Annotated in this window: 19 protein-coding genes and 2 tRNA genes; 18 read left to right on the forward strand and 3 right to left on the reverse strand. The window is 41.2% G+C overall.

Features of this window, described 5'->3' with window-relative positions; translation table 11 throughout:
* Positions 1–48: 48 nt before the first annotated feature.
* Entirely contained in the window at positions 49–993 is a 945-nt protein-coding gene (locus tag P3L47_RS21375) for a 3-oxoacyl-ACP synthase III family protein (RefSeq protein ID WP_277782062.1), read from the reverse strand.
* 8 nt (positions 994–1001) lie between these two features.
* Positions 1002–1589 (reverse strand): TetR/AcrR family transcriptional regulator, encoded by a 588-nt coding sequence (locus tag P3L47_RS21380; RefSeq protein ID WP_305036997.1) that lies wholly within the window; start codon positions 1587–1589, stop codon positions 1002–1004.
* 157 nt (positions 1590–1746) lie between these two features.
* On the opposite strand from P3L47_RS21380, the gene P3L47_RS21385 reads away from it, so the two are divergent.
* From P3L47_RS21385 to P3L47_RS21460, 16 genes are all read left to right on the forward strand, one after another.
* Positions 1747–1818 (forward strand) — tRNA-Met (locus tag P3L47_RS21385).
* A 162-nt stretch (positions 1819–1980) separates the two neighbouring features.
* Positions 1981–2895, forward strand: a complete 915-nt coding sequence (locus tag P3L47_RS21390) for a J domain-containing protein (RefSeq protein WP_277782063.1) — start codon at positions 1981–1983, stop codon at positions 2893–2895.
* A 15-nt stretch (positions 2896–2910) separates the two neighbouring features.
* The gene (locus P3L47_RS21395; RefSeq protein ID WP_122363468.1) at positions 2911–3225 is read left to right on the forward strand and encodes a chaperone modulator CbpM; all 315 of its coding nucleotides are present in this window, start codon (positions 2911–2913) and stop codon (positions 3223–3225) included.
* A gap of 178 nt (positions 3226–3403) precedes the next feature.
* Positions 3404–3475 (forward strand) — tRNA-Met (locus P3L47_RS21400).
* A 676-nt stretch (positions 3476–4151) separates the two neighbouring features.
* The gene (locus P3L47_RS21405; protein ID WP_122363469.1) at positions 4152–5279 is read left to right on the forward strand and encodes an MraY family glycosyltransferase; all 1128 of its coding nucleotides are present in this window, start codon (positions 4152–4154) and stop codon (positions 5277–5279) included.
* Between the two features lie 16 nt (positions 5280–5295).
* Positions 5296–6504: a UDP-N-acetyl-D-mannosamine dehydrogenase gene (wecC, locus tag P3L47_RS21410; protein ID WP_277782064.1), complete on the forward strand. Its 1209-nt coding sequence runs from the start codon at positions 5296–5298 to the stop codon at positions 6502–6504.
* Positions 6501–8018 (forward strand): lipopolysaccharide biosynthesis protein, encoded by a 1518-nt coding sequence (locus P3L47_RS21415; protein ID WP_277782065.1) that lies wholly within the window; start codon positions 6501–6503, stop codon positions 8016–8018. Before wecC ends, P3L47_RS21415 begins: the two co-directional genes overlap by 4 nt.
* An 11-nt stretch (positions 8019–8029) precedes the next feature.
* Positions 8030–9019 carry a polysaccharide deacetylase family protein gene (locus P3L47_RS21420; protein WP_277782066.1) on the forward strand — a complete coding sequence of 330 codons (990 nt, stop codon included), beginning with the start codon at positions 8030–8032 and terminating at the stop codon, positions 9017–9019.
* Positions 9020–9033: 14 nt separating this feature from the next.
* Positions 9034–10197 (forward strand): glycosyltransferase family 4 protein, encoded by a 1164-nt coding sequence (locus tag P3L47_RS21425; protein WP_277782067.1) that lies wholly within the window; start codon positions 9034–9036, stop codon positions 10195–10197.
* Between the two features lie 12 nt (positions 10198–10209).
* On the forward strand, positions 10210–11304 hold the full coding sequence (locus P3L47_RS21430) for a glycosyltransferase family protein (protein ID WP_122363474.1): 1095 nt from the start codon (positions 10210–10212) through the stop codon (positions 11302–11304).
* A complete protein-coding gene (locus P3L47_RS21435) occupies positions 11282–12652 on the forward strand; it encodes a glycosyltransferase family 39 protein (protein WP_277782068.1) in 1371 nt (456 codons plus the stop codon). Before P3L47_RS21430 ends, P3L47_RS21435 begins: the two co-directional genes overlap by 23 nt.
* Positions 12653–13729 carry a glycosyltransferase family 4 protein gene (locus tag P3L47_RS21440; protein ID WP_277782069.1) on the forward strand — a complete coding sequence of 359 codons (1077 nt, stop codon included), beginning with the start codon at positions 12653–12655 and terminating at the stop codon, positions 13727–13729. It abuts the gene before it with no gap.
* Between the two features lie 69 nt (positions 13730–13798).
* Positions 13799–14506 carry a WecB/TagA/CpsF family glycosyltransferase gene (locus P3L47_RS21445; protein ID WP_122363576.1) on the forward strand — a complete coding sequence of 236 codons (708 nt, stop codon included), beginning with the start codon at positions 13799–13801 and terminating at the stop codon, positions 14504–14506.
* A gap of 11 nt (positions 14507–14517) precedes the next feature.
* Complete coding sequence (wecB, locus tag P3L47_RS21450; RefSeq protein WP_277782070.1) at positions 14518–15678, forward strand: non-hydrolyzing UDP-N-acetylglucosamine 2-epimerase; 1161 nt, start codon at positions 14518–14520, stop codon at positions 15676–15678.
* Positions 15675–18068 (forward strand): SLBB domain-containing protein, encoded by a 2394-nt coding sequence (locus P3L47_RS21455; RefSeq protein WP_277782071.1) that lies wholly within the window; start codon positions 15675–15677, stop codon positions 18066–18068. The genes wecB and P3L47_RS21455 overlap by 4 nt, the downstream gene beginning before the upstream one ends.
* Before the next feature lie 5 nt (positions 18069–18073).
* Complete coding sequence (locus P3L47_RS21460) at positions 18074–19114, forward strand: GNVR domain-containing protein (RefSeq protein WP_427910525.1); 1041 nt, start codon at positions 18074–18076, stop codon at positions 19112–19114.
* Here P3L47_RS21460 and P3L47_RS21465 read toward each other — a convergent pair.
* Entirely contained in the window at positions 19101–21938 is a 2838-nt protein-coding gene (locus tag P3L47_RS21465; protein WP_277782072.1) for a bifunctional fucokinase/fucose-1-phosphate guanylyltransferase, read from the reverse strand. The genes P3L47_RS21460 and P3L47_RS21465 overlap by 14 nt on opposite strands.
* 279 nt (positions 21939–22217) lie before the next feature.
* Between P3L47_RS21465 and P3L47_RS21470 the strand changes: the two genes are divergently transcribed.
* Both P3L47_RS21470 and ndk read left to right on the forward strand, forming a co-directional pair.
* Positions 22218–22820: a master DNA invertase Mpi family serine-type recombinase gene (locus tag P3L47_RS21470; RefSeq protein ID WP_122363480.1), complete on the forward strand. Its 603-nt coding sequence runs from the start codon at positions 22218–22220 to the stop codon at positions 22818–22820.
* A 618-nt stretch (positions 22821–23438) separates the two neighbouring features.
* Positions 23439–23900, forward strand: a complete 462-nt coding sequence (ndk, locus tag P3L47_RS21475) for a nucleoside-diphosphate kinase (RefSeq protein WP_122363482.1) — start codon at positions 23439–23441, stop codon at positions 23898–23900.
* The last annotated feature ends 16 nt before the right edge of the window (positions 23901–23916 follow it).

Here is a 23916-nt window from a genome sequence, read left to right on the forward strand (position 1 = left end):
TCTTTTTTATGAAGGGCAAAAAAAATGTTTTGCCCCTTCCTGTTTATATTAACACTGTATCAGACAAGCACCGGCAGAATAACCGCCACCGAATACCGTCAGGCAAACCAAATCACCTTTCTTGAATGAATGATCGTTTTGGGCATATACCAAAGCAGAACTTACAGAACCTGTATTACCTAACTCTTCGATATTATGCAGGAACTTTTCTTCCGGCAACCCCAGTTGTTTGGCTATATTCGACATGATACGCATATTAGCCTGGTGACCGATGAAATAAGTCAGGTCGTCCAGCGCAAATCCGTTCTTTTCCAACAGATACAACGCATTCTTAGGCATATAGGTACAAGCCTGGATAAACACGTCGCGACCTTCCGGCATCTGGATACCGCCGTCACGCGGACGCAACTGAACGCCTTCCGGACCTTTGCTCAAATGTCCCAGACCTTGTGTAAATATCTCAATGATATGAGGATCTTTTTCCGTTACACGTTCTTTAGAGATAAAGAACGCCGCTGCCGCATCTCCCCAAAGGTGACCGGCTTTCGGATCTGTCTCGTTATAATAAGCTGAATTCTTATCTGCCGAAAGGATCAAAGCCTTTGTCGCCTTGCCCATAGCAAAATAACCTTCCACAACTTCCAGTGCATTTAAAAAGGAAGAGCAGGCAGAAGACAGATACAAAGCTTTCGCCTCTGTAATATTGAACTCACGCTGCGTATAATGAGCCGCGGTGGCTACTGTATCATACGGAGAATAGGATGCCGAAATAATCAAATCGACTTCCGTAATGTCATATGGCAATTTTGGCAGTGCATCACGTACGGCTTCTATGCCCATTGTACAAATATTCTCTTCCGGTTTGGCCTTGGACCGGGTCTTAATACCCGTACGCTGTTCAATCCACTCACTTGTCAACCCGTTTAATTCCAAAAAATGTTGGTTGTGCACCCGCTCTTCAGGCACATAAAACCCTGTTGCATTAATAAACATCTCTGGTTTTACTTTATCTTTATTCCGTTGAATATTAAATTCATTACATTATCTCTACGCTTAATCCGCTGGCTGATATTATCTCCCATAATACCCCTTATATAAGGAACTTCCAGTCCCTTTAAGGCATGATGCAGCACGACTGCTGTAATTTCCGTATCAGGCATTGCGAAAATGCCCTCCTTGACTCCGGCATCCAAAATTCCCTTCAATAATTCTGTTTCGCGTATATCGAAGCTCTTACGAACCTTCTCTACCCGCCATATATCACGGAAAAAGTTTGCTTTCAGTGTACCATTACGAAACACGAGCGCCTTGATAGCATCCAATCTGGAATAGATGAATGTCATCAACTTCTCATCAGCTGGCAAATCCTTTCCGGCAACATCAAGCAGCATCTTGTATAATTGATCCAGCTCCGATTCCACCACAGCCAGATAAATCTCATTTTTACTCTTGAAATACGTATATAACGTACGTCTGCCTTTCTTGGAAGCCTGTGCAATATCGTTCATTGTCGTATTATCAACCCCCATGCGGGCAAACAATTGCCTGGCCACATCCACCAACATATCGCGTGTTTTAGAAACTGTCATCGGCATTGTATTGCACATTTTGATTAAAACTGTGCGCAAAGTACCTAAAAAAGATTGGTTTTACCAAGTATATTAAAAAAAACTTGCAATAAATTTGTTTTGTACGAGAAATTCCATACCTTTGCACTCGCAATCACGAAATGATTGTAAACTATATCGCGGAGTGGAGCAGTGGTAGCTCGTTGGGCTCATAACCCAAAGGTCGTAAGTTCGAGTCTTGCCTCCGCAACTATATAAGAAGGCTTTCAGTTCAAACTGGAAGCCTTTTTTATTTTTCATCTTCTCTAAGTTTTATTAGCCAAAATTAAACGATCAAATTCCGCCCCGGCATGTTTATTGTAATGTAGATGTATGAATAGCAACAGATAAAAGACTTAACAATATAAATAATATGGCTTATATAGACTATTACAACATTCTAGGGGTGAACAAAGGAGCTTCGCAGGATGACATCAAAAAGGCATACAAGAAGCTGGCCCGTAAATATCATCCGGACCTGAATCCGAATGATCCGGACGCCCATCGGAAATTTCAGGAGATTAACGAAGCCAATGAAGTTTTAAGTGATCCGGAAAAACGAAAGAAATACGATCAATACGGTGAAAACTGGAAACATGCTGATCAATTCGAGGCTCAACAGAATCAATACGGACAGTACCAGGGTGGTTTCGGAGGCTTTGGCGGCAACGGAGGAGGCGCTCAGTGGAGTGCGTCGGACGACGGTAGCGGCTTCTCCGACTTCTTTGAGTCCATGTTCGGCGGAGGCGGTCGAAGCAGCGGCAGAGGAAACTATGCATTCCGCGGCCAGGATTATAATGCAGAGCTGCACGTCTCTTTGGCAGATGCTGCCAAAACGCACAAACAGGTTATCACGGTCAATGGCAAGAACCTGCGTATCACCGTCCCAGCCGGTATAGCCGACGGACAAACTATCAAACTGAAAGGACAAGGCGGTCCGGGTGTAAACGGCGGACCGGCAGGCGACTTATATATAACGTTCAGTATAGGTGAAGACGGTCGCTTCAAACGTGTGGGCGACGATCTGTATGTAACGGCTCCTCTGAACCTGTACACCGCCATATTAGGAGGAGAACAGATCATCGAAACGATGGATAGCAAAGTCAAACTGAAAGTAGCTCCCGGTACGCAGAATAACAGCAAAGTACGATTGAAAGGCAAAGGATTCCCTGTCTATAAAAAAGACGGACAGTTCGGCGATCTGATCGTCACCTACTCTATTGAGATACCGACGAATCTGACGGAAAAACAGAAAGAGTTGTTCCGCGAAATACAGAGTCTTAATTAATAAAACACGAGTACTATGCAAACAGATTTAATTATAGTCAACGAATATTGCCGGATATGCCATATCGAACCTTCCTTCATTTTCAGACTGGAAGAAGGCGGACTAATTGAAATCCGCATTGTCGAAGGTGAGAAGTATTTGCAGGCGGAACAATTACAGGATATCGAAAGATATACACGTATGTATTACGACCTGGCGATCAACTTCGAAGGGATCGATGCCATCCATCATCTACTGAACCGTATCAAGTCCATGCAACAGCAGATCGGACACCTGAAGAAGATGCTTCATGTATATGAGGCAAAAGATTTTGAAGAAAATGAATTATAAAATACAAAACGACACATCCACCTTACAATCAACCAGGTAGATGTGTCATTTTGTTACAAAAAACACCTTTAATCCCCAGCTTCCAGCAGAGGATTGAAAACTTTTTGCAAAACAATTTGGATCATAAGAAATAATTCGTACCTTTGCACTCGCAATCAGATAATGATAGCAACTATATCGCGGAGTGGAGCAGTGGTAGCTCGTTGGGCTCATAACCCAAAGGTCGTAAGTTCGAGTCTTGCCTCCGCAACTATCTAAAGAGAATCAACAATGTTGGTTCTCTTTTTTTATGTCTTGAAATCCCCCTCAACGGTCACTACCACGCATGAACCTAACTAAAACAGCTCGGTTAATCTCATCTCTACTGTTAAGCTGCCCCCACCAGACAACTAACCTTCAGGCTCCTATCTTTTAAACAACAATCTCCCGACTTTTAAAATTAATATATATACTCTACAAATATGCAACACTATAATTACATAAAGGCAAGGCATACCCTGCATTTATGTAATCATAATCTTTTATTATTAAAATATTAATGGTTTATACTTAAATATCCTATAGTTTACTCTGAATCTTAGTATTAGAAATGCTTACTTCCCGTAAAGATAAAAAGTCGTTTTGTCAATAAAAGCGTTCTTTTTGACAGGCGGATTTTCATATGATCCATAAATTGTCCATCTATTCCAAGCCTCTTTTAGAACATTGATATTCAGAGTTAAAATTGAGTAATAACCTATTGGACATTGAACGTTTTCCAGTTCTTTCTGTTTATATACACAGCTAAACAAAAAACACATACCTCTCCGGGGAGAATCTCCCTTCAGCCAAAATCAGGTATGTATTTTATAAGCCAAACTGTATTTCCGTCAGTCACAGTAAATGTGACTGACGAACATTGTCGTAGAACTTAACTTAAAACGCAAATGATATACCTCTTGATTTTATTGGCCTTTATCATATCAGTAGTCTTTTCCATGCTGATAATCCCACGTATTCTGATCGTGGCTCTGACGAAAAGACTTTTCGATATGCCGAACGAACGAAAAATACATACAGGAGCTATCCCCCGCCTGGGTGGCATATCATTCGCTCCAACTATCTTATTCTCGTTAGCTTTCGTATCGGCTATCGCGTATCTGGGATATTTATACGGGTTCAAAATACCTGCCGATATTACTCCGCGTATCACTCCGGATTTCTATTTGCTCACCTGTGGCTTGATCATACTTTATCTTGCCGGCATCAAAGACGATCTGATCGGACTGCGGTACCATACCAAATTTATCGTACAGATCATCGCCGCCACCCTACTCCCTCTTTCCGGATTATGGATCAATAACTTTTACGGTCTTTTTGGAATCCACGAACTGGCACCCTGGATCGGCATGCCGCTGACTATCTTCGTTATCGTGTTCATTACGAATGCGATCAATCTGATCGACGGTATCGACGGACTGGCATCAGGGTTAAGCGGAGCCGCCCTGCTTATATTGGGATCTTTGTTCCTGCACAATCATATGTGGGCCTATGCCATGTTGTCATTCTCCACATTGGGGGTGCTGATTCCTTTTTTCTATTATAATGTATTCGGACAGGCAGAACATGGCAGAAAGATATTCATGGGAGATACCGGAAGCCTGACTTTAGGATATATTCTGGCTTTCCTGTGTATCCGTTATGCAGCATACAATCCGGATATTGCCCCCTACTCCACCAGCGCCATCCTTATTTCATTTTCCACATTGATCGTTCCCATGTTTGATGTAATACGGGTGATGCTGATACGGTTCCGCAGACGTAAAAGCCTGTTCTCTCCCGATAAAAATCATATACACCATAAATTCCTAGAAATGGGCTGCAGCCCCCACAAGGCCCTGCTTTATATCCTGGCTATTTCATGGACTTTCAGCAGTCTGAATATCATATTGGTTCCCTATGTAAACATCAACATTCTATTTATCGGAGATATAGTGATCTGGACAGGACTGAACGTTTATCTGGATAAAATACAAAACAAAAAGAATTCATTGAAAGAGAAAAAAATCATCTAAAAGGTTTAATTGAATTATGAAAGCATGTTTTATGGGCTTAGGCTATATCGGCCTTCCCACAGCAATAATAGCAGCCGAACACGGCATCGATGTAATTGGCGTAGACATCAACCCGCAGGTTGTAGATATGACCAATGAAGGGAAAATACATATCGTTGAACCTGGATTACAGGAGTTATGCCGGAAAGTGGTGGCATCCGGTCATCTACGGGCTTCGGTGAAACCGGAAGTGAGCGATGTTTACCTGATCGTTGTACCTACACCGTTCAAAGGGAATCATGAACCGGATATTTCGTATGTGGAAACAGCCACTCGGTCTGTCATACCTTTACTGAAAGAGGGGGATCTGTTTGTGATCGAGTCGACATCTCCTGTCGGAACAACGGAGAAAATGACTCAACTGATCTATTCACTCCGTCCGGAACTGGAGGGGAAAATATACATCGCTTATTGTCCGGAACGTGTTCTTCCGGGTAATGTGATCTACGAGCTGGTACACAATGACCGGGTTATCGGTGGCATCAACAAAGAGTCGACAGAAAAAGCGATCGGGTTTTACAGCCGGTTTGTAAAAGGGACCCTGCACAAAACAAATGCCAAGACTGCCGAAATGTGCAAGCTAACGGAAAACTCTTCACGGGACGTACAGATTGCTTTTGCCAATGAACTGTCGTTGATATGCGATAAAGCAGGGATCAATGTATGGGAGCTAATTGAACTGGCAAACAAGCATCCGCGGGTAAATATCTTGCAACCGGGTTCCGGTGTAGGCGGCCATTGCATTGCTGTAGACCCTTATTTCATCACGGCTGAATTTCCTTATGAATCACAATTAATCGCCAAGGCACGGGAGATCAACAACTACAAAGCCTTCTGGTGCGCGGAAAAGGTAGAGAGCGCCATGCTGAAGTTCGAACTGGAGCATCACCGTAAACCGATTGTTGCCATGATGGGACTGGCTTTCAAGCCAAATATCGACGATTTACGGGAGTCACCTGCCAAATACATCACAACCAAAGTGATGCAAAGCCATAATAATGCAGACATATTAGTGGTGGAACCAAACGTAGAAGTACACAAAGTGTTCAAACTCACCGATTACAGGGAGGCATATGAAAAAGCGGATATTGTGGTATTCCTGGTGAAACACGCCCCCTTCAAAGAGTTAGTTTACGACCCAAAGAAAATAATACTTGATTTTGCCGGAGTCTACAAAAGGGAATGACAACGACAAATAATAACAAGCGCATTGCCCAAAATGCTATGATGATGTATATAAGGATGCTGCTGACTATGGCAGTTACCTTATATACTTCCAGGGTTGTTTTAAATGCGCTGGGAGTAAATGACTATGGAATCTACAATGTGGTCGGCGGAGTAGTTACCATGTTCTCTTTCTTGAAAGGGACATTAACTTCCGGAACACAGCGGTTCCTCACCTTCGAACTAGGCAGAAAGGATTTCAACCGACTTCAAAAAACATTTTCTGCCACTCTCGTCATCCATTTCTTTCTGGCTATCCTGATCCTGATTCTGGCGGAAACAGTCGGACTGTGGTTTCTCGATTACAAGATGAACATTCCACCAGACAGGATGTATGCGGCACAGTGGTGTTATCAGTTCTCCATCGCAGCCAGTCTGCTAACGATTATCCAGTCTCCTTACAACGCTTGTATTATTGCCCATGAACGCATGAATATCTATGCGTATGTCAGTATTATAGATGTTGTACTCAAGCTATTGATCGTTTATTTACTGGTAGTGATAAATACGGATAAACTGATACTCTATTCACTGCTGGTATTCCTTGTCAATCTGGTAGTCATTGGAATATACATATTATATTGTCGAAAAAAATACCCGGAATGCGCATTTATAATCGTCAGAGATAAAGCATTATATAAACCCATACTTGTTTTTTCCGGCTGGAACATGATGAGTATGTTCGGCTATCTACTCAGCAGCCAGGGAATAAATATATTGTTGAATATATTCTTCTATCCGGCTATCAATGCTGCACGTGCGATCGCTTATCAAATAAACTCGGCTTTAACCTCGTTTGTCAATAATTTCCAGATTGCCGTAACACCTCAAGTCGTAAAGTTATATGCCGACGACCAACAGGAATCAATGAAAAACCTGTTGTATAAAAATTCAAAATACGGTTTTTCATTGCTATGGCTTCTCTCACTGCCGGTCTTGCTGGAGATAAACAAAATACTCGTTTTATGGTTGAAAGAAGTTCCTTCCGAAACTATGATCATGGCCCGGCTGGTGATTATACAAAGCCTGTTCTATACCTTCAACCGTCCGTTCGATATTGCTATCGAGGCAGTCGGACGCATGAAAGAAATAAATCTGTTTACCGGCCCTATGCAGATAATGGTATTACCGGTGTCGTACCTGCTTCTCAAGATCGGATTACCCTTTTATACACCGTTCATACTGAATATTATAGTAGTGATTCTCTGCCTGGTGGTAGAAACTCATTATCTGAATAAATGGATAAATATTTCCAGAAGAGTAATCTTACAACAGATCATTTATCCTCTCTTCTATATGGTAACCCTGTCATCCATTCTGCCCGTCCTTGTTTATTTACATATGAATAGCAGTCTGTTAAGACTATTTATGGTCGTCGTAACATCATCATTCTCCGTCATAGCATGCTCCTATTTCATCGTATTGGACAAACAGGCCAGGGACTGGGTGAAAAACAAAGTCAAATCGATCTTATAATTATTGATTGCATGAAGAAAGTTATATTATCATTCGATTATGAATTATTTTTCGGAGAAAGATCCGGTACTGTAGACAACAGTATTATACGTCCTACGGAACTATTACTTAATAAACTGGATAAGATCAACGGGAAAGCAACCTTTTTCGTCGATTACTTAATGATCAAATATTTAGAAGCACAGCCGAAAACAACCAAAGAGGCCCGCAAGATAACAACCCAACTGCAGGAAATAGTACAACAAGGCCATCGTATCGAACTACACATCCATCCGCATTGGATAGATGCCCGTTACAATGGAGACGGGACCTGGGACTTTAAAGATTTCACCCACTACAGTTTGAATTCATTGCCGGAAGACACTGTTTCCGATCTATTTACCGAAGGTTGCGAGATGTTGAACAAAATTGCCGGAACTGTCGATCCATCCTATAAGGTGGTAGCTTTCCGGGCAGGCGGATGGGCAGTACAACCTTTTTCCCATTTACACAAAGCTTTTAAGAAAGCGAATATAAAAATAGACTCTTCCGTTTCCTGCGGATTTCGCTACAAAGGGAACGATTCCTTTTATGATTTCACACATGTGCCGGACAAACCGGTATATACATTCAAAGACGATGTCCTGGTAGAAGATAAAGACGGAGAATTTGTTGAATTTCCGATATCTTCCTACGAATATACATTTCCTATGCGGATTATCAATAGTATACACCGATACATCAATCCCGGATTATTCAGACAAACAACAGACGGCACCCATTCCCGGATTTCTTACGGGACTCTTCCGACAAAGATCCGGAAGAATAGTTCGATCCTGTCCAGATTCACGCTGTCACGCCTGTCTCCTTATGTATTGCTCTATGCTTTAAAGAAAGAGAAAAAGGAATTGCTGGTATTTTTAGACCATCCCAAAGATTTTACATACTCAGCTTTATCCTTTTTGACTTTACTGGAAGGAAACGTTGAGTTTCATTTGTATACAGACTTTATCGATCACTGATACATAAACGAAATATGGATAAAAAATATATATTCCATTGCATGTGTTACTCGCCAAAGGTATACTCAGGACTCGACCGGTTTACTCTTATGCTGGCAAACAAATTGGCAGAAGACCATTATCAGAATGTATTCATGTTTTATGATACACTGGAATATGCTCCTGTCTATCGCGAGGAACTGACAGAAAACGGACATACGATCGTTTTACTGGATTCCAAATCCGGTACACTGAAACTATTGAAGGAATATCTAACCTGTTTCAATTCGTACAAACCTGCGATCGTCCATGTTCATTTTACGTCGTTATTCAAATTGCTGAATTGTTTCCTTCGTCTTTTTTATCATTTCAAACTGTTTATCTCTTTTCATTCGACAGTAAACCCTTGCTCTTCCTATAAAAAGTACAGGAAACAGAAAGGATTTGTCAAAACATTACTTTACACCTGGTATTGCCGCTTTATATATCAGCAAAGTAATGCCATTATTTGTGTCAGCCAAGCTGTAAAGCGACAGTATCTTCAGTTTTTACATCATAATAGAAAAGTCAAGTGTCTGTATTTAGGAGTTAATCCTACTATAACCAGTCAGGAAAAGGCTAAAAGAATACTGCATTTTGAAGATGAAACGAGATTTCGGATATGTCATATTTCCGCTTTCGAACATCTGAAAGGAATAGATATAATCATTGAGGCTGCAGCCCTTTTGAAAGAAAAGTATCAATTAAGGGATTTCAAAGTTTACTTAATAGGGACTGACAGAAGAAATGACAATTATTCAAAAATGATAAAAGAGCTGTCAGCTCGTCTTCAGGTCCAGGAACACATCGTCTGGCTAGGGAAAAGATTTGATATACAATATATATTACCGGCCTTTGATGTGTACATCCATCCTTCCAGACAAGAAGGCATAGGAGTCTCCTTGATGGAAGCGGCTTCTGCCGGACTGCCTCTTATTGGGACCAGAGTTGGCGGGATACCGGAGGTTATTGCCCACGAATCGAATGGCTTCCTGATAAAAAGTGAATCTGCGGTCCAATTGGCTCATTATCTTTATAAACTATATCAGGATAAAAAAATTCGTCGTGAGATGGCTATCCGATCCAAAGAAAGATGGAACGACTCATTCAATATAGAGAAACAGACAAACAAATTATATCAAATATACATAAACGCTTAAAGTAAATCGACTATGATACATATCGTTGTTCTAATTGATACAAATATCGAAAGATACCCTCCCGTTATAGCCCTTTTGGATGCAATAACCCTGCAAGAAGACTTCTCCGTTACCGTTATCGAGGGAGAACATGATCCCAACATGGATAAACGTTATCAGAAACAGGCAACCTTTTTCCACCTGTACGGGAAACCTTATATGGGAAATCTGCTCCACAAAGCATACAACCGTATAAGCCGGATCATTAAATACAGGAAGTTTGTAAAGAACTATTTGACAAACAATGCATATGATGTTGTGTGGGTAGCAACAGCCGATACAGCCCTCCACTTACGGGGGATCATCGAGAAACATAATTTTATCCTGAACCTGTTTGAACTTTACGATACTTTTCCCGTTCGGTTAAAATGGCTGCATCATTTATCTGCGTATGCCCGCAACATAGTAGTTCCTGAAATAAACAGAGCCAATATATTCCGGGTATGGTTCAATCTGCCGGAAACTCCGTTTGTCATACCGAACAAACCTTCCGAACATCCGTGTTGTAAGAATCTGTCTGTCGACCAAATCGGTAACACCATTTTAGAACATATATCTAAAAAGATCATTCTATATCAAGGACACATCATTGAAGAAAGAAGACTGGATGCTATCTGTGAAGCCATATCGCAATTGCCGGATTACTGCCTGGTCCTGATGGGTAAGGAAACGGACTACCTGGTCGACCTGAAAAGCCGGTTTCCGTTTATCATCCATCAAAACTATGTTTCCCCGCCTCTTCACCTTAATATCACCAGTCATGCACATATCGGTATTGTCACTTATACGTATGAATCACTGAATAACATATTTTGTGCACCTAATAAAATTTGGGAATATGCAGGTTTTGGCATACCGATGCTCGGAAACAATATACCGGGTCTTCAATCGACTATCGGAGCATCGCAGGCAGGCATCTGCGTAGATACAGATAGGATTGGAGAGATATTGAATGCAATCCAGGCTATAGATAGCGAATATGAGTTTTATAGTAAAAAAGCACTCGCTTTTTATCATTCGGTTTCTATAAACAAGATGTATAAAGATGTTATATACCAATCATTATAACACAGTCTTCATCAGTTCCTGCATCTTCGTTTCTTATGCAGGATTAGCCATTGTGCTACCTTTGTTTTATCCGGCAAATGCTCCGGATAACGGGATGATTCTGTTTCAACTATTTTTCGCCTTATTGATTTTTATATTGGGCATCGAGGTCTTTTCCAAAAATAAAATAACCGGATGCCTACTGGGTATTATTCTATTCCAATATATAGCATCGGTGACACTACGTTATTATTATATCCAACATTTCGGAAATCCACTGGGATATAATCCGATCGATTCATGGCTATACCATTCAACAGGCGTTGCGGTTCAGAACTATTCGCTGGAAGAATTCTTCACTTATCTGAAGAGTAATAGCTTTAATGTAGACGACTGGGGATTCCCTCTTGTTGTCTACTTTGCTTACCATATTTTGGGAGATAATATAGGAATCGATTTGCTATTACTTCTCAACATACTGGTTATCACAATCTCTTCATTCCGGCTATATCAACTAGCCGGTTATTTTCTGGACAAAAGTTATGCGCTCCTGGTTACATTTATTTGGGGGACGCTACCGTTTCTGGCCTACACAACGGTAGTCGGGTTGAAAGAAAACTTTTTTCTGTTCTTTACTATCTCGTCTTTATATTATATGTATAGGTATCTGCAAAAAAAGAACCTGAAAAATCTCCTGTACTTTCTGATCTATACTTCCGGGTTATTCTTCTTCAGATATGCACTCGTTTTTATGATGTTCATTTCATTGATTACCGGTTTACTACTATTTAACAGCCAAAGTAGCAAAAGACTGAAATATCTGCTTATCGGAGCATGTGTTTTAGGTGGTTTTGCTTTCAAGATTGCCGTAGATCTTATCGCAACATTACAAGGAGGTTCTTATGAAGCTCTACTCGACGCAGTTGCTTACCGGATCGGAGAAAATTCATACGGAGGTACTTTTACTATGTTGGTTAATTTTACAGCCATGCTAATTGGCCCCTTCCCCAACTTTATATCTGACAGTGACAAGGCTAATTATATTACTATATACAGCTATACGGCATTTATAAAGATGCTGTTCTCCTTTTTTTATCTCTACGGAATCTGGTACATTTTCAAAAGGAAACTTTACTATTATCTACCGATGCTTGCTTTTATCTTTCTGCAAAGCATAATGATTTTCTTTACTTTCTATACGCTGCATATCCGTTATCAATTACCTCATATCCCGTTTCAACTGATCATTGCCGGATACGGATTGAATGTATTCGTTCATCAGCAAAGCAAAGTTGGAAAGCGGATGCTCACGACTTATATAGGCGGTGTATTTATACTTATCCTCATCTATAATTTAAGATTATCATAAATGAATTTACTGTTTGTTGTTCCGGACCTTTCGAATCTGGGAGGAGTTGCCAACCATTATTCGGGATTACATGATTACTGGACTTTCCCCGTATCTTATGAATATTATGGGAAACGGAAAGGGATTCCGGCCATCATCTGTTTCCCTTTCGATATCCTCAAATACATATTCAAACTGATGTTCTGCCGGATAGATATCGTATTCGTCAATCCTTCATTAAGAAGGTATCAACTGATACGGGACGGCATATACATTTTACTGGCTAAACTATTCCGCAAAAAGGTCGTGACTTTTATTCATGGCTGGGATACGAGCCTGGCCTCTGTTCTGATCAGGAAACCCGGATTGTTTAAATATGTATATAATAAATCCTCTCTCCTGTTTGTCTTATCCAGTGAATTCCAGAAACAACTAATTCGTATGGGGATTACCAGTCCCATCAGGTTAACTACCACCAAAGTGGATGACAAACTTCTGAAAACCTTCGATATTAACCATAGGAATGGTGAGATACGGCAAATACTCTTTCTGGCACGGATTATCAAAACCAAAGGAATTTTCATTGCACTAGATACTTTCAGACTATTGAAAAAAGAATTTCCCTGGCTGAAACTATTGGTTTGCGGAGAGGGTTCTGACCGAATCAAAGCCGAAGAATATATTTTGCAAAATCATCTGGAGGATGTCCTGTTTACTGGAGCTGTTTCAGGTAACACTCTGATCAACGCTTTCAAAAACAGCGATCTATACATCCTTCCTTCCTATGAAGAAGGTATGGCGACTTCCATTCTGGAAGCAATGGCTTTCGGTCTGCCGATCGTTTCAAGACCTGTCGGAGGTATCGTCGATTACTTTATCGAAGGAGAAATGGGTTATCTGATCCCGACCCTCAACGCACAGGATTTCTATGAAGCCATCAGACAACTGATAGTAAATCCTAAACTCACCCGAACAATATCAGAGACCAATCACCGATATGCCTTGGAGCATTTCCTTGCTTCTACCGTTGCCAAGTGTTTGGAAACGGCATTATCAGAAGTGTTTCATCCTGATGAAACAACTGTTCCACTTAGGTGAAACAACTGTTTCTACCATATGAAACACTTGTTCCAATATAAAGAAAACAATGAAACACAAATAAGGAATATGCAAAAAAAACAAGTTACATTAAATGGTATAAAGGTTTTCCCCTTTATTTCTGCCCAAGAGCTTTTACAATATGTAAATAGCCGGAAAGGAATCTTAATAGCTATCAACGCAGAAAAGATATTACATGCAACCAGCCAGACGCGCGATATCATAAACCGGAACATCGGTTATTGTGACGGATATGGAGCCGTTATGGCGCTGAAAAAGAAAGGTTATAAAAATGTAGCTAAGATTCCAGGCTGTGAATTATGGCTGAAAATAACAGCTGCATTGTATGATAAAAATAAAACATTCTATCTGGTTGGCAGTACACAGGAAGTCATCGAACAAACCATCAGCAAATTAAAACAGGAGTATCCTGGTATCCGATTCGCCAATTATCGAAACGGATATATCAAATCCGAAGAAGAGAAAGCGGCGTTACTCGCCGATATCCAAAGTAAGAAACCTGATGTCGTATTTGTTGCCATGGGATCACCTAAACAGGAGTTGCTTATGGAGGAAATGTTCAAAGTACATCCGGCCATCTACCAAGGATTGGGTGGAAGTTTCGATGTCTATACCGGTCAGGTCAAACGTGCTCCAAAATGGTGGGTCGACCATAACCTGGAGTTTGCTTACCGTCTGATAAAACAACCCAGCCGTATCAAACGGCAAATCCATCTGATCCGCTTTTTAATATTAGTCAAACTAGGTAAAATATAATCAACACAAGTATGAAAAAAGTAATGTTAGTATTCGGCACTCGTCCCGAAGCAATCAAAATGGCTCCGCTCATTAAAGAATATCAGAAATATCCGGAAGATTTCCAGACCATCGTATGCGTCACAGGACAACATAGGGAGATGTTGGACCAAGTCCTTCATATCTTCGACATCCACCCTGATTACGATTTGAATATAATGAAACAAGGACAGGATTTATATGATGTAACCGCCCGGGTTCTGACTGGTATGCGGGAGGTCTTATCCGAATCACGTCCGGACCTCGTGCTGGTACACGGAGATACCACCACCTCTACCGCTGCTGCCCTCGCCGCGTTCTATCAGCAAATCCCTGTCGGACATGTAGAGGCAGGCTTGCGGACACATAATATATACAGCCCGTGGCCGGAAGAAATGAACCGGCAACTTACCGGACGAATCGCTTCCATTCATTTCTCCCCCACACAATTAAGCAAAAAAAATTTACTGGACGATAATATTGCAGAAAAGAATATCATCGTTACGGGAAATACGGTCATCGATGCCTTGTATCAGATGGTAGAAAAAATAAAAAAGAATGAAGAATTAAGGCAACAACTGGAGAATGAACTGAATAGATCCGGATATAAAATCTCACGGTTAACCGAACAAAGTAACCGAAAATTGGTTTTAATAACAGGTCATCGTCGTGAGAACTTCGGAAAAGGATTTATTTCTATATGCAAAGCGATCAAGACATTAGCCGAGAATCATCCGGATATCGACTTTGTATATCCAATGCATCTGAATCCGAATGTACGGCAACCGATCCGGGAAATATTCGGAGATTCAAAACCATCCAATATGTTCTTTATAGAACCTTTGGAATATTTACCGTTCATCTATCTGATGGAACTGTCAACACTTGTTCTTACAGATAGCGGAGGTATTCAGGAAGAAGCACCAGGACTGGGAAAACCGGTTTTGGTCATGCGTGAAACAACAGAACGCCCGGAAGCATTAAACGCCGGAACTGTCAGGTTAGTCGGAACGGACTTCAACAAGATCGTAGCGGAGACATCCCGACTACTGGAAGACAGTACGTATTATGATCAAATGAGTAAAGCCGTGAATCCGTATGGAGATGGGTTCGCTTGCCAGAGAATCGTAACAAAAACAAAAGAAATTGTATGAACACTGTAAAAAGGTACTCTTTTTGTATTTTCTGTCTTTTAATATGTACCGGCATCAAAGCACAGGTATCTCAGGAGCTACTGGATAAAGCCCGGCAGGCAGGTATGTCGGAGGAGCAGATTCAGCAGGAAATGTCAAAATACATCGATAAGACGAAAACGTCAACAACTACCCAACAATCCCAAACAGAACAATTCATTCCGGAAAAAGAGATTCCTGGCCGGGCACCTCTTACCAATAAAGAATTACCTCCCCTGGAACTCCAGCGAGAAGAGAATAAGCCGGAACAGAAACTGGAAGATATCGTATTCGGACGTGAAATATTCTCAGAAAAGAATCTGACTTTTGAACCGGTCTTAAATATTCCGACGCCCGTTAATTACCGGCTTTCAGCCGGTGATGAAGTACTCATCCATGTATGGGGAGATTCGGAATTAAACCTGAAACTGACAATATCGCCCGATGGAACAATTATTATACCCGATATCGGACCTGTCGCCCTTAGCGGACTGACCATAGAAGCTGCCGAACAACGGATACGACAGGAACTCGGCCGCATTATGGCTACTATAGACGGCAGGGAGCCTAATACATTTGTATCGGTCAGTCTTGGACAGATCCGCAGCATCAAGGTCAACATTGTCGGTGAGGCAGTAGTTCCCGGAACTTACACATTGACCTCACTTGCCACTCTGTTCAATGCCTTATACGCTGCCGGTGGAGTAAACAACATCGGTTCGCTGCGTAGTATCAAAGTATACCGTAACAGTAAAGAAATTGCCAATCTGGACGTTTATAATTATTTGCTCCACGGCGAATACAATACAAATATACGACTGGAAGATAACGATATGATCATCATCGGTCCGTATGAACAGCTCGTAGTAGCCAAAGGAAAAATAAAACGCAATCGAATCTTTGAATTAAAAAAGGGAGAAACTCTTTCACAATTACTGGATATGGCGGGAGGATTTACCGGAGATGCATACACCAGGGATGTTACCGTAAAAAGAAAATCCGGAACACGTTATCAGATTGCAACAGTTACAGAGGAACAGTTCCCCACATTCACATTTCATGACGGTGACTCACTACTGGTTGACTCTGTCATTCCTTTTTACGAAAATAGATTAACCATCTCCGGTGCCATATGGCGTCCGGGAGAATATGAACTGAGTCCTTCTGTCCATACAGTCAAACAATTGATACAGCAGGCTGCAGGTTTAAAAGGAGATGAATTTACAGGGCGAGCTCAAATTACCCGCTTGAATCCCGATTTCACACATTCTGTCATTGCGATCAATATACAAGATATATTGAACGGCATCTCACCGGACATTGAGTTACAGAACGAAGACCAGTTATATATCCCCTCACTGTTTGATTTGCGGGAGCCTTATACGATCAAGATTGGAGGAGCCGTGAACCAGCCGGATACCGTCTTACCCTATCGTAAGAATATGACAATAGAGGATGCGATCGTACTGGCAGGAGGATTACAGGAAGCGGCGGCAACTGTCAATGTGGAAGTTGCCAGGCGCATAAAAAATCCCCAATCCTCCCAAAGTACGGAACAAATAGCCAAAGTGTTCAAGTTTACCCTAAAAGATGGCTTAGAAATAACCTCTGGTGACACATTATTCACATTGGATCCTTTTGACGAAGTATATGTCCGTTTCTCTCCGGAATACCAAAAGCAACAAGTTGTGAAAGTGAACGGCGAAATTATGTTTGCCGGAAGCTATGCTCTTCCGCATAAAAACACACGATTAAGCGATCTGATCAAAGAGTCGGGAGGTATCACCCCGGGAGCCTATGTAAAAGGAGCCAGCCTAAAACGAAAACTCAGCGACGACGAGATCAGACAGGTCGAAACTCTTTTACAATTAAGCAATTCCAATAAACAAAGTAAAGATTCGATCGCCTTATCGATGGCAGACATACATGATTATCCGGTCGGTATCGACCTGGAGAAAGCACTGTCTCATCCGGGATGTACGGAGGACCTGGTTTTACAGGATGGAGACATTCTATATATTCCTCAGTTACAAAGCACCGTAAAGATCAGTGGAGCAGTAACCTATCCTAACAGTATCACTTATAACAAAGGAATGTCGGTTCGCGATTGTCTCTCACAAGCCGGAGGTTATAACGATCTTTCCCGCAAATATCCGATCGTCATTTATATGAACGGACAGGTTGCAACAACCCGAAGGACCGGAATATTCTTTAAACGATATCCGAAAGTCGAACCCGGATGTGAAATTGTCGTACCAAGCAAATCGCAGCGTAACCGTGGAGCCAGCTTATCAGAAATAATGAGTATCAGCAGTTCTGCAACATCAATGGCTGCAATGGTAACTTCCATCATAAATATGATTAAAAAATAATATCCATGGGTAATGAAATTAGACTACTCCTGTATGCATGGAAAAAGCGAATGTTATTTCTAAAAACGTGTGGAACTGCTATTATCATCGGTTTGATTATAGCAGTCAGCATTCCCAAAGAATATATAACTACCGCTAAACTGGCTCCGGAAACAAATGATAATACCAAAAAGGTCGGAGATTTAGGGGGACTGGCAGCTATGGCTGGTATCAACCTGAATAATACAGGCAGTTCCGATGCCATCTCTCCTGAACTGTATCCGGATGTTGTTCAAAGCATACCTTTTCTGGTTGAATTATTTCCTGTGCAAGTTACAGATAAAAAAGGGACACTCCACTTGTCAGTGTATGATTACATCAGTAAACACCAGCGTGAAGCCTGGTGGAACTATATATTAGGTATTCCTTCCCGAGGACTGACAGCTATAAAACAACTGTTTTCCGAAAAAAGAGAACAATCGGATGAAGTGAATCCTTTCTATCTGACAGGCGAGCAGCAACAGGTTATAAATGGATTAAGAAATCGTATATCCATCTTTGTCGACAAAAAAACAATGGTAATAACGATTAATGTCCGTATGCAAGATCCTGTCATTTCTGCAACATTAACAGATGTCATATTGGAGAAACTCCAGACCTATATTACCAGCTATCGGACCCAAAAGGCAAAACAAGATTTGAAATTTACAGAAAAAGTGTATGCAGAAGCCCGGGATGCCTATTATAAATCCCAACAGGCATACGCAAAATTCGAGGATTCCAACAAAAATATCATATCTGCCAGCTACCGCACGGAACAGGAACGCCTAAAAAACGAAATGACATTAACATTCAATGTCTACAACTCACTGGCACAAAAATATGAACAGGATAAACTAAAAGTACAGGAGCAAACGCCGGTATATGCAATTATCGACCCTGCTACTGTACCTTTAAAAGCAATCTCTCCTAATAAAGTGATTATTATAATAGCATTCTTCTTTATGGCATTAATAGCCACTATAGGATACCTGTTTATAAAAGATAATACTGTCAGGACCGACTGATCTGCAACCCCTTATCCGAAAGCCCCATTTCTACAAAACGGGCATTCGGATTACGCGGAGAAGCCGTCAACTGTTTACGTATCAGCAAAGCAGCTTCCGGATCTTTTGCTACGATATACAAATAGCCGCCACCTCCTGCCCCAGGTAGTTTATAACCTAAGGCATAATCTTTTATCTGCGCGATCAGTTCTTCTACTGCAGGGGGATTCGTTCCGGAATCGAGTGCCTTCTTCTGTTCCCAGGTCTTTGCGATAAGTTTACCGTACGTTTCAAAATTACCGCATTGAATAGCATCGAACATATCCAGAGCATGCGTCTTCATTTCTGAAAGCAGACGAAGATGTGTGGTACTATTCAGAAACATACCTTGTACAATTTCTGCCAGAATATTCTTGGCCGTACGGGTTATTCCTGTATAATATAACAAATGACAAGCCTGATATTGCGGGTCGGTAAACAAATATTCCGGTAACCAACGCACGGAAGGATTCTGATTGAAGCCTTCTCCTGTCTGTAACAGTTTCAGACCATGTAATACCCCGCCATACTGATCCTGCCAGCCTCCGCCTGTTGTAAGCAGTTGCTCTAAAATCAAGGTACGATATCCTATCTTACTTTTATCCCACGCCAGACCACAAAAATCGGATATTGCTCCAAGCACGGTCGCAGCCAAAATAGAACTGGTCCCGAGTCCCGATCCAGCCGGAATAGCAGCCAGTAAAGTAACTTCCAATCCACTACCAAAACTTTTTAACTGATCTTCCAATGAAGAGTGATGCGTTGCAGAAAATTCAGGGATAAAGCCGGCTAGAGACAAAGCCGCTTTCGGGATAGAGAAAGGAGAACCGATCTTTTTATAATCACGCAATTCATCCCAGGTAGAAACAACTTCCATCGCCCCCAGGTCGATAGAACGCAAGATGATCTTATATTCTTTCGAAGGCTTTACATATACCTGCAAAGGTGGTTGACCGTTCAACTCGATGGCTACATTAACCACATTCCCTCCGGCGTACATGCAATAAGGAGGAGTATCAGTCCATCCACCAGCCAGGTCGATGCGGACCGGACTTCGCCCCCACACAATTTGGTCACGATATACATTCAGATAAGGAGATTGCTTTTCTCCGGATACGGAACTGATCAATCCTTCTCGTAATAAAGAAAAAGCTTGCTGTTGCTCTCCCTCATACGGTTTCCCTTCCAATTGTAATACACGAGCTCGGAACATCCGGTTATGTATCTGTTTCATCAATGGTGTTTCAGTAGGAAGTACATCCGGCAAATCAAGATTTCCTCCAACAAACTCGCGAGCAGCATCTGCCAGGTCCAACTGGTAGAATACGCTTTTCTCGTGATTGGCTGCCAACATAGGCCAATTGGCATAACGGAATTTCTCACGCTGAACAAAGAGTCTGCTCAGATTAGCACGATCGGATAATTCATTTGCCGACATTTTCTCCGACGACTGCCATATATCCCTGCCACTTTCCAGTTCCGGTTCAGAAACCATCCACCGCATAACCAAGCCCAATTCTTCGATACTTTTACATACCGGGAATAATGCAGCATTCTGTAAGTCAGCGAAAACCTCCAATAGGATACCTCTATCCTCTGCCCACTTAGCAACAGGATATCCCATAAAGACTGTCTTCTCATCAGTCGATGCTCCTTTAAACGGATCATTGAATCCATACGGACGAGCCACCCAGTCCTGTTCTCCGACAGGTACAACATCAAGACAAACACCGGACGGGATATCCAATGTCCAATCGTTTTCAGGAATTCCGGTTATAATATGTCGGTTATCCAGCTTCCAGTGCTTACCTATATAGCTGTTCTCAATCCATAACTCCGAATTCGCGGCAGTCAGGATGATATTAATCGATGCATTCTGCACAAACATGGCAGGATGAGGTTTAACCTTCCGGTGCATGATAGCCCGCTGATCGCGGACCAGATTCTGCACAGCCAGCGTCGAAGAGATCAGTTCGCGGCTCGTCCCATAATGATAAAACTCCCCTCCCTCCAAAGGAAGGATAGCCACACTCAACCGGTTCAACTCTTCATCGGGAATACGGGGATGTTCACCCAAAGCCAGTCCGAATTCGGAATAGAGGTCGTATGATTTCATGGTCTTTCCATCGGCTGTATACGAGTGTTTCATCAGCAACTCCATAGCCCGGTCACTTAGTAACCACACGCCTATATCCATTAGAAAAAGATGGGTCTGGGCCAACTGCCCCAGATCGGTCAGAGACGGCTTCTGAAGCATAAAGTCAAGCTTATCGGGTGCCTGCCTGTTCGACACAAACACGCCATGATTGGTTGCCAAAGCCGGATCGACCCATAGCCCGTAACAAACGACATCCACATCCGGAATATCCTGCAACAGTTCACTATTTCGTATATATACATCCCCACTGGCAATCAGTGTATGGAGCGATTCAGGAGCTTTCTCAATAATCTCCTCATAAAGGGGAAGCTGCAAAGACAATAGATTTTGTGATAACTTCTGCCCCCTCGCCCACCGAAAGACAGGAATTGGTGTCAATATTTTTCCGGAAGGAGCATACCCCGGTAAACGCCGGCTCTGCCCACCGGCATGTAGCAATATCCTTTTCTCCTTTGCCAACCATTCTTTCACAGGGAGACTAGATGCCTCTTTCTGCCGACACGCTTCAATCAGCCAGGTAGTTCCTCCTCCGGATCCCAAACGGGCACCTACCGGATCTGAAGTACAAAACCACTCATCCACATCTGTTTTTGTTATTCTGTGGAAACTGTTTACCAAATTGGGAGGCAATGATAATAATTTCTTCATATTTATATATGTATCAGGAAATGATGAAATCAATTCCATCCAATTAATCTAATCTTTGTTACAAAAGTAGTTTTTCCTTCCATTTCGATTACATGGAAGTTAAATTTTAATTTAATTTTACCATTCAATATGCTATTGGTTTAAATTATTATATTCATATTTGTAGGGAAAAACAACTTACATATCCAGTTGACGATAAAAAACGTTGGTTTTTACTAATCACCCCCTCTCATTTAGTTTTCTAACGTATCTTTAGTTATTCATTTAATATTCAATTGTATGATATACGGTTATGTAAGAGTCAGTACAGATAAGCAAAGTACTGAAAATCAGCGATTTGAAATAGAAAAGTTCGCAAAAGCCAAAAGCATGCGTATTGATCGCTGGGTAGAAGAAACAATCAGTGGAACGACTGATGTCGCAGAACGGCAGCTTGGCCGTTTAATTAAACAAATTCGTAAGGGAGATATCCTGGTTACAACCGAGTTATCACGTTTAGGACGTAATCTGATGCAGGTTATGAGCTTTCTCCATCAATGCATGGAAAAAGACATTTTTGTGATTACGGTAAAGGAGCGCTATGAGTTGGGAAACAACATCAACAGCAAAATTTTGGCATTCGCTTTCAGCCTGAGTGCAGAGATCGAACGTAACCTGATTTCACAACGTACCAAAGAGGCATTAGCCAGAAAAAAGAAAGAAGGTACAAAGCTGGGACGTCCTAAAGGAGGAAAATCTGAACTGTACAAACTTTCCGGTAAGGAAAGCATGATTCGAAAGCTCCTGGAGGAAAAGAAAACCAAGCTGTACATTAGTAAAAAATTAGGTGTAAACAGACAAACTCTAAGGGATTTTATGAAAATGAATCCGGAATTGGACTGATTATAGAAATATTAAGTTTTTTGTCATCCGAAGAGTATATGCCTAAATTGTTAAACAATGCAATCCTAGTAAATGAATTCTAAGCTAAATTGTTTATTTATAGTTGTTTGTTCTAAATACACGGGAAACGCCGGTATTGAAATTTCCAATATTAATACTGTTTGTGTTCTACGGGAATATTTTACCCACAATTACACACTAATTTCCAGCCATTTAGCATCAACTATCAATCTGTATAAAATTAATTTACAATGATTTACGCATTAAAGGCAGATATACGGATAATCTTCGGTCAAGGCAGATGTTTTTTGATAATAAATCAGAGATTGTAAAAATTACACCAAGAGAAAAAAATCAAGGAATAAACAAAATGGATATAGGCATCCTGTTTAAAAAATGAAAAAGATGATTCCATAGCGCAGCAAGAAATTAAAAGGACAAAGACTCCATATCTTACTTTAGTAAAGAATTAGTTGTGTATAGAGAAAACATGACTTTTCTATCTCTTTTTTACACATTATTATACTATAAATTAAGTAATAGTGAATAAATATACTATCTTTGGAATAATTAGCGTAAAGTGGAATATTCGTTGAACCTTATAAAAAGAAATTCAAAATGGAAAGAACACTTGTAATATTGAAACCATGCACTATTCAGCGAGGTTTGATCGGTGAAATCATTGCTCGTTTCGAAAAAAAAGGATTGATCCTTGAAGGTATGAAAATGACCTGGTTAACAGATGAAATTTTGAGCGAACATTACGCTCACCTAAAAGAAAGGCCTTTTTTCCAAAGAGTTAAAGATGCAATGGCAGTATGTCCTGTCGTTGTTTGTTGCTGGAAAGGAGTCGATGCCGTAAATGTAGTACGCACGTTGGCAGGCGCTACCAATGGTAGAAACGCTGCTCCCGGTACTATTCGCGGGGACTATAGCATGAGTGTACAGGAAAATATCGTACATGCTTCCGACTCACAGGAGACGGCTGCCATCGAATTAAAAAGATTCTTCAATGATGACGAATTATTTAATTATGAGACAAAAAACCTGCTCAGCCTTTACGCAAATGACGAATTCTGAGAAATAAAACAAAACA

The organism is Parabacteroides chongii (assembly GCF_029581355.1).
Lineage (GTDB): Bacteria > Bacteroidota > Bacteroidia > Bacteroidales > Tannerellaceae > Parabacteroides > Parabacteroides chongii.

Bases quoted from the DNA above. Each gene is read 5' to 3' on its own strand.
- P3L47_RS21375 (WP_277782062.1), bottom strand. From the start codon at position 993: ATGTTTATTAATGCAACAGGGTTTTATGTGCCTGAAGAGCGGGTGCAC.
- P3L47_RS21380 (WP_305036997.1), bottom strand. From the start codon at position 1,589: ATGACAGTTTCTAAAACACGCGATATGTTGGTGGATGTGGCCAGGCAA.
- P3L47_RS21390 (WP_277782063.1), top strand. From the start codon at position 1,981: ATGGCTTATATAGACTATTACAACATTCTAGGGGTGAACAAAGGAGCT.
- P3L47_RS21395 (WP_122363468.1), top strand. From the start codon at position 2,911: ATGCAAACAGATTTAATTATAGTCAACGAATATTGCCGGATATGCCAT.
- P3L47_RS21405 (WP_122363469.1), top strand. From the start codon at position 4,152: ATGATATACCTCTTGATTTTATTGGCCTTTATCATATCAGTAGTCTTT.
- wecC (WP_277782064.1), top strand. From the start codon at position 5,296: ATGAAAGCATGTTTTATGGGCTTAGGCTATATCGGCCTTCCCACAGCA.
- P3L47_RS21415 (WP_277782065.1), top strand. From the start codon at position 6,501: ATGACAACGACAAATAATAACAAGCGCATTGCCCAAAATGCTATGATG.
- P3L47_RS21420 (WP_277782066.1), top strand. From the start codon at position 8,030: ATGAAGAAAGTTATATTATCATTCGATTATGAATTATTTTTCGGAGAA.
- P3L47_RS21425 (WP_277782067.1), top strand. From the start codon at position 9,034: ATGGATAAAAAATATATATTCCATTGCATGTGTTACTCGCCAAAGGTA.
- P3L47_RS21430 (WP_122363474.1), top strand. From the start codon at position 10,210: ATGATACATATCGTTGTTCTAATTGATACAAATATCGAAAGATACCCT.
- P3L47_RS21435 (WP_277782068.1), top strand. From the start codon at position 11,282: ATGTTATATACCAATCATTATAACACAGTCTTCATCAGTTCCTGCATC.
- P3L47_RS21440 (WP_277782069.1), top strand. From the start codon at position 12,653: ATGAATTTACTGTTTGTTGTTCCGGACCTTTCGAATCTGGGAGGAGTT.
- P3L47_RS21445 (WP_122363576.1), top strand. From the start codon at position 13,799: ATGCAAAAAAAACAAGTTACATTAAATGGTATAAAGGTTTTCCCCTTT.
- wecB (WP_277782070.1), top strand. From the start codon at position 14,518: ATGAAAAAAGTAATGTTAGTATTCGGCACTCGTCCCGAAGCAATCAAA.
- P3L47_RS21455 (WP_277782071.1), top strand. From the start codon at position 15,675: ATGAACACTGTAAAAAGGTACTCTTTTTGTATTTTCTGTCTTTTAATA.
- P3L47_RS21460 (WP_427910525.1), top strand. From the start codon at position 18,074: ATGGGTAATGAAATTAGACTACTCCTGTATGCATGGAAAAAGCGAATG.
- P3L47_RS21465 (WP_277782072.1), bottom strand. From the start codon at position 21,938: ATGAAGAAATTATTATCATTGCCTCCCAATTTGGTAAACAGTTTCCAC.
- P3L47_RS21470 (WP_122363480.1), top strand. From the start codon at position 22,218: ATGATATACGGTTATGTAAGAGTCAGTACAGATAAGCAAAGTACTGAA.
- ndk (WP_122363482.1), top strand. From the start codon at position 23,439: ATGGAAAGAACACTTGTAATATTGAAACCATGCACTATTCAGCGAGGT.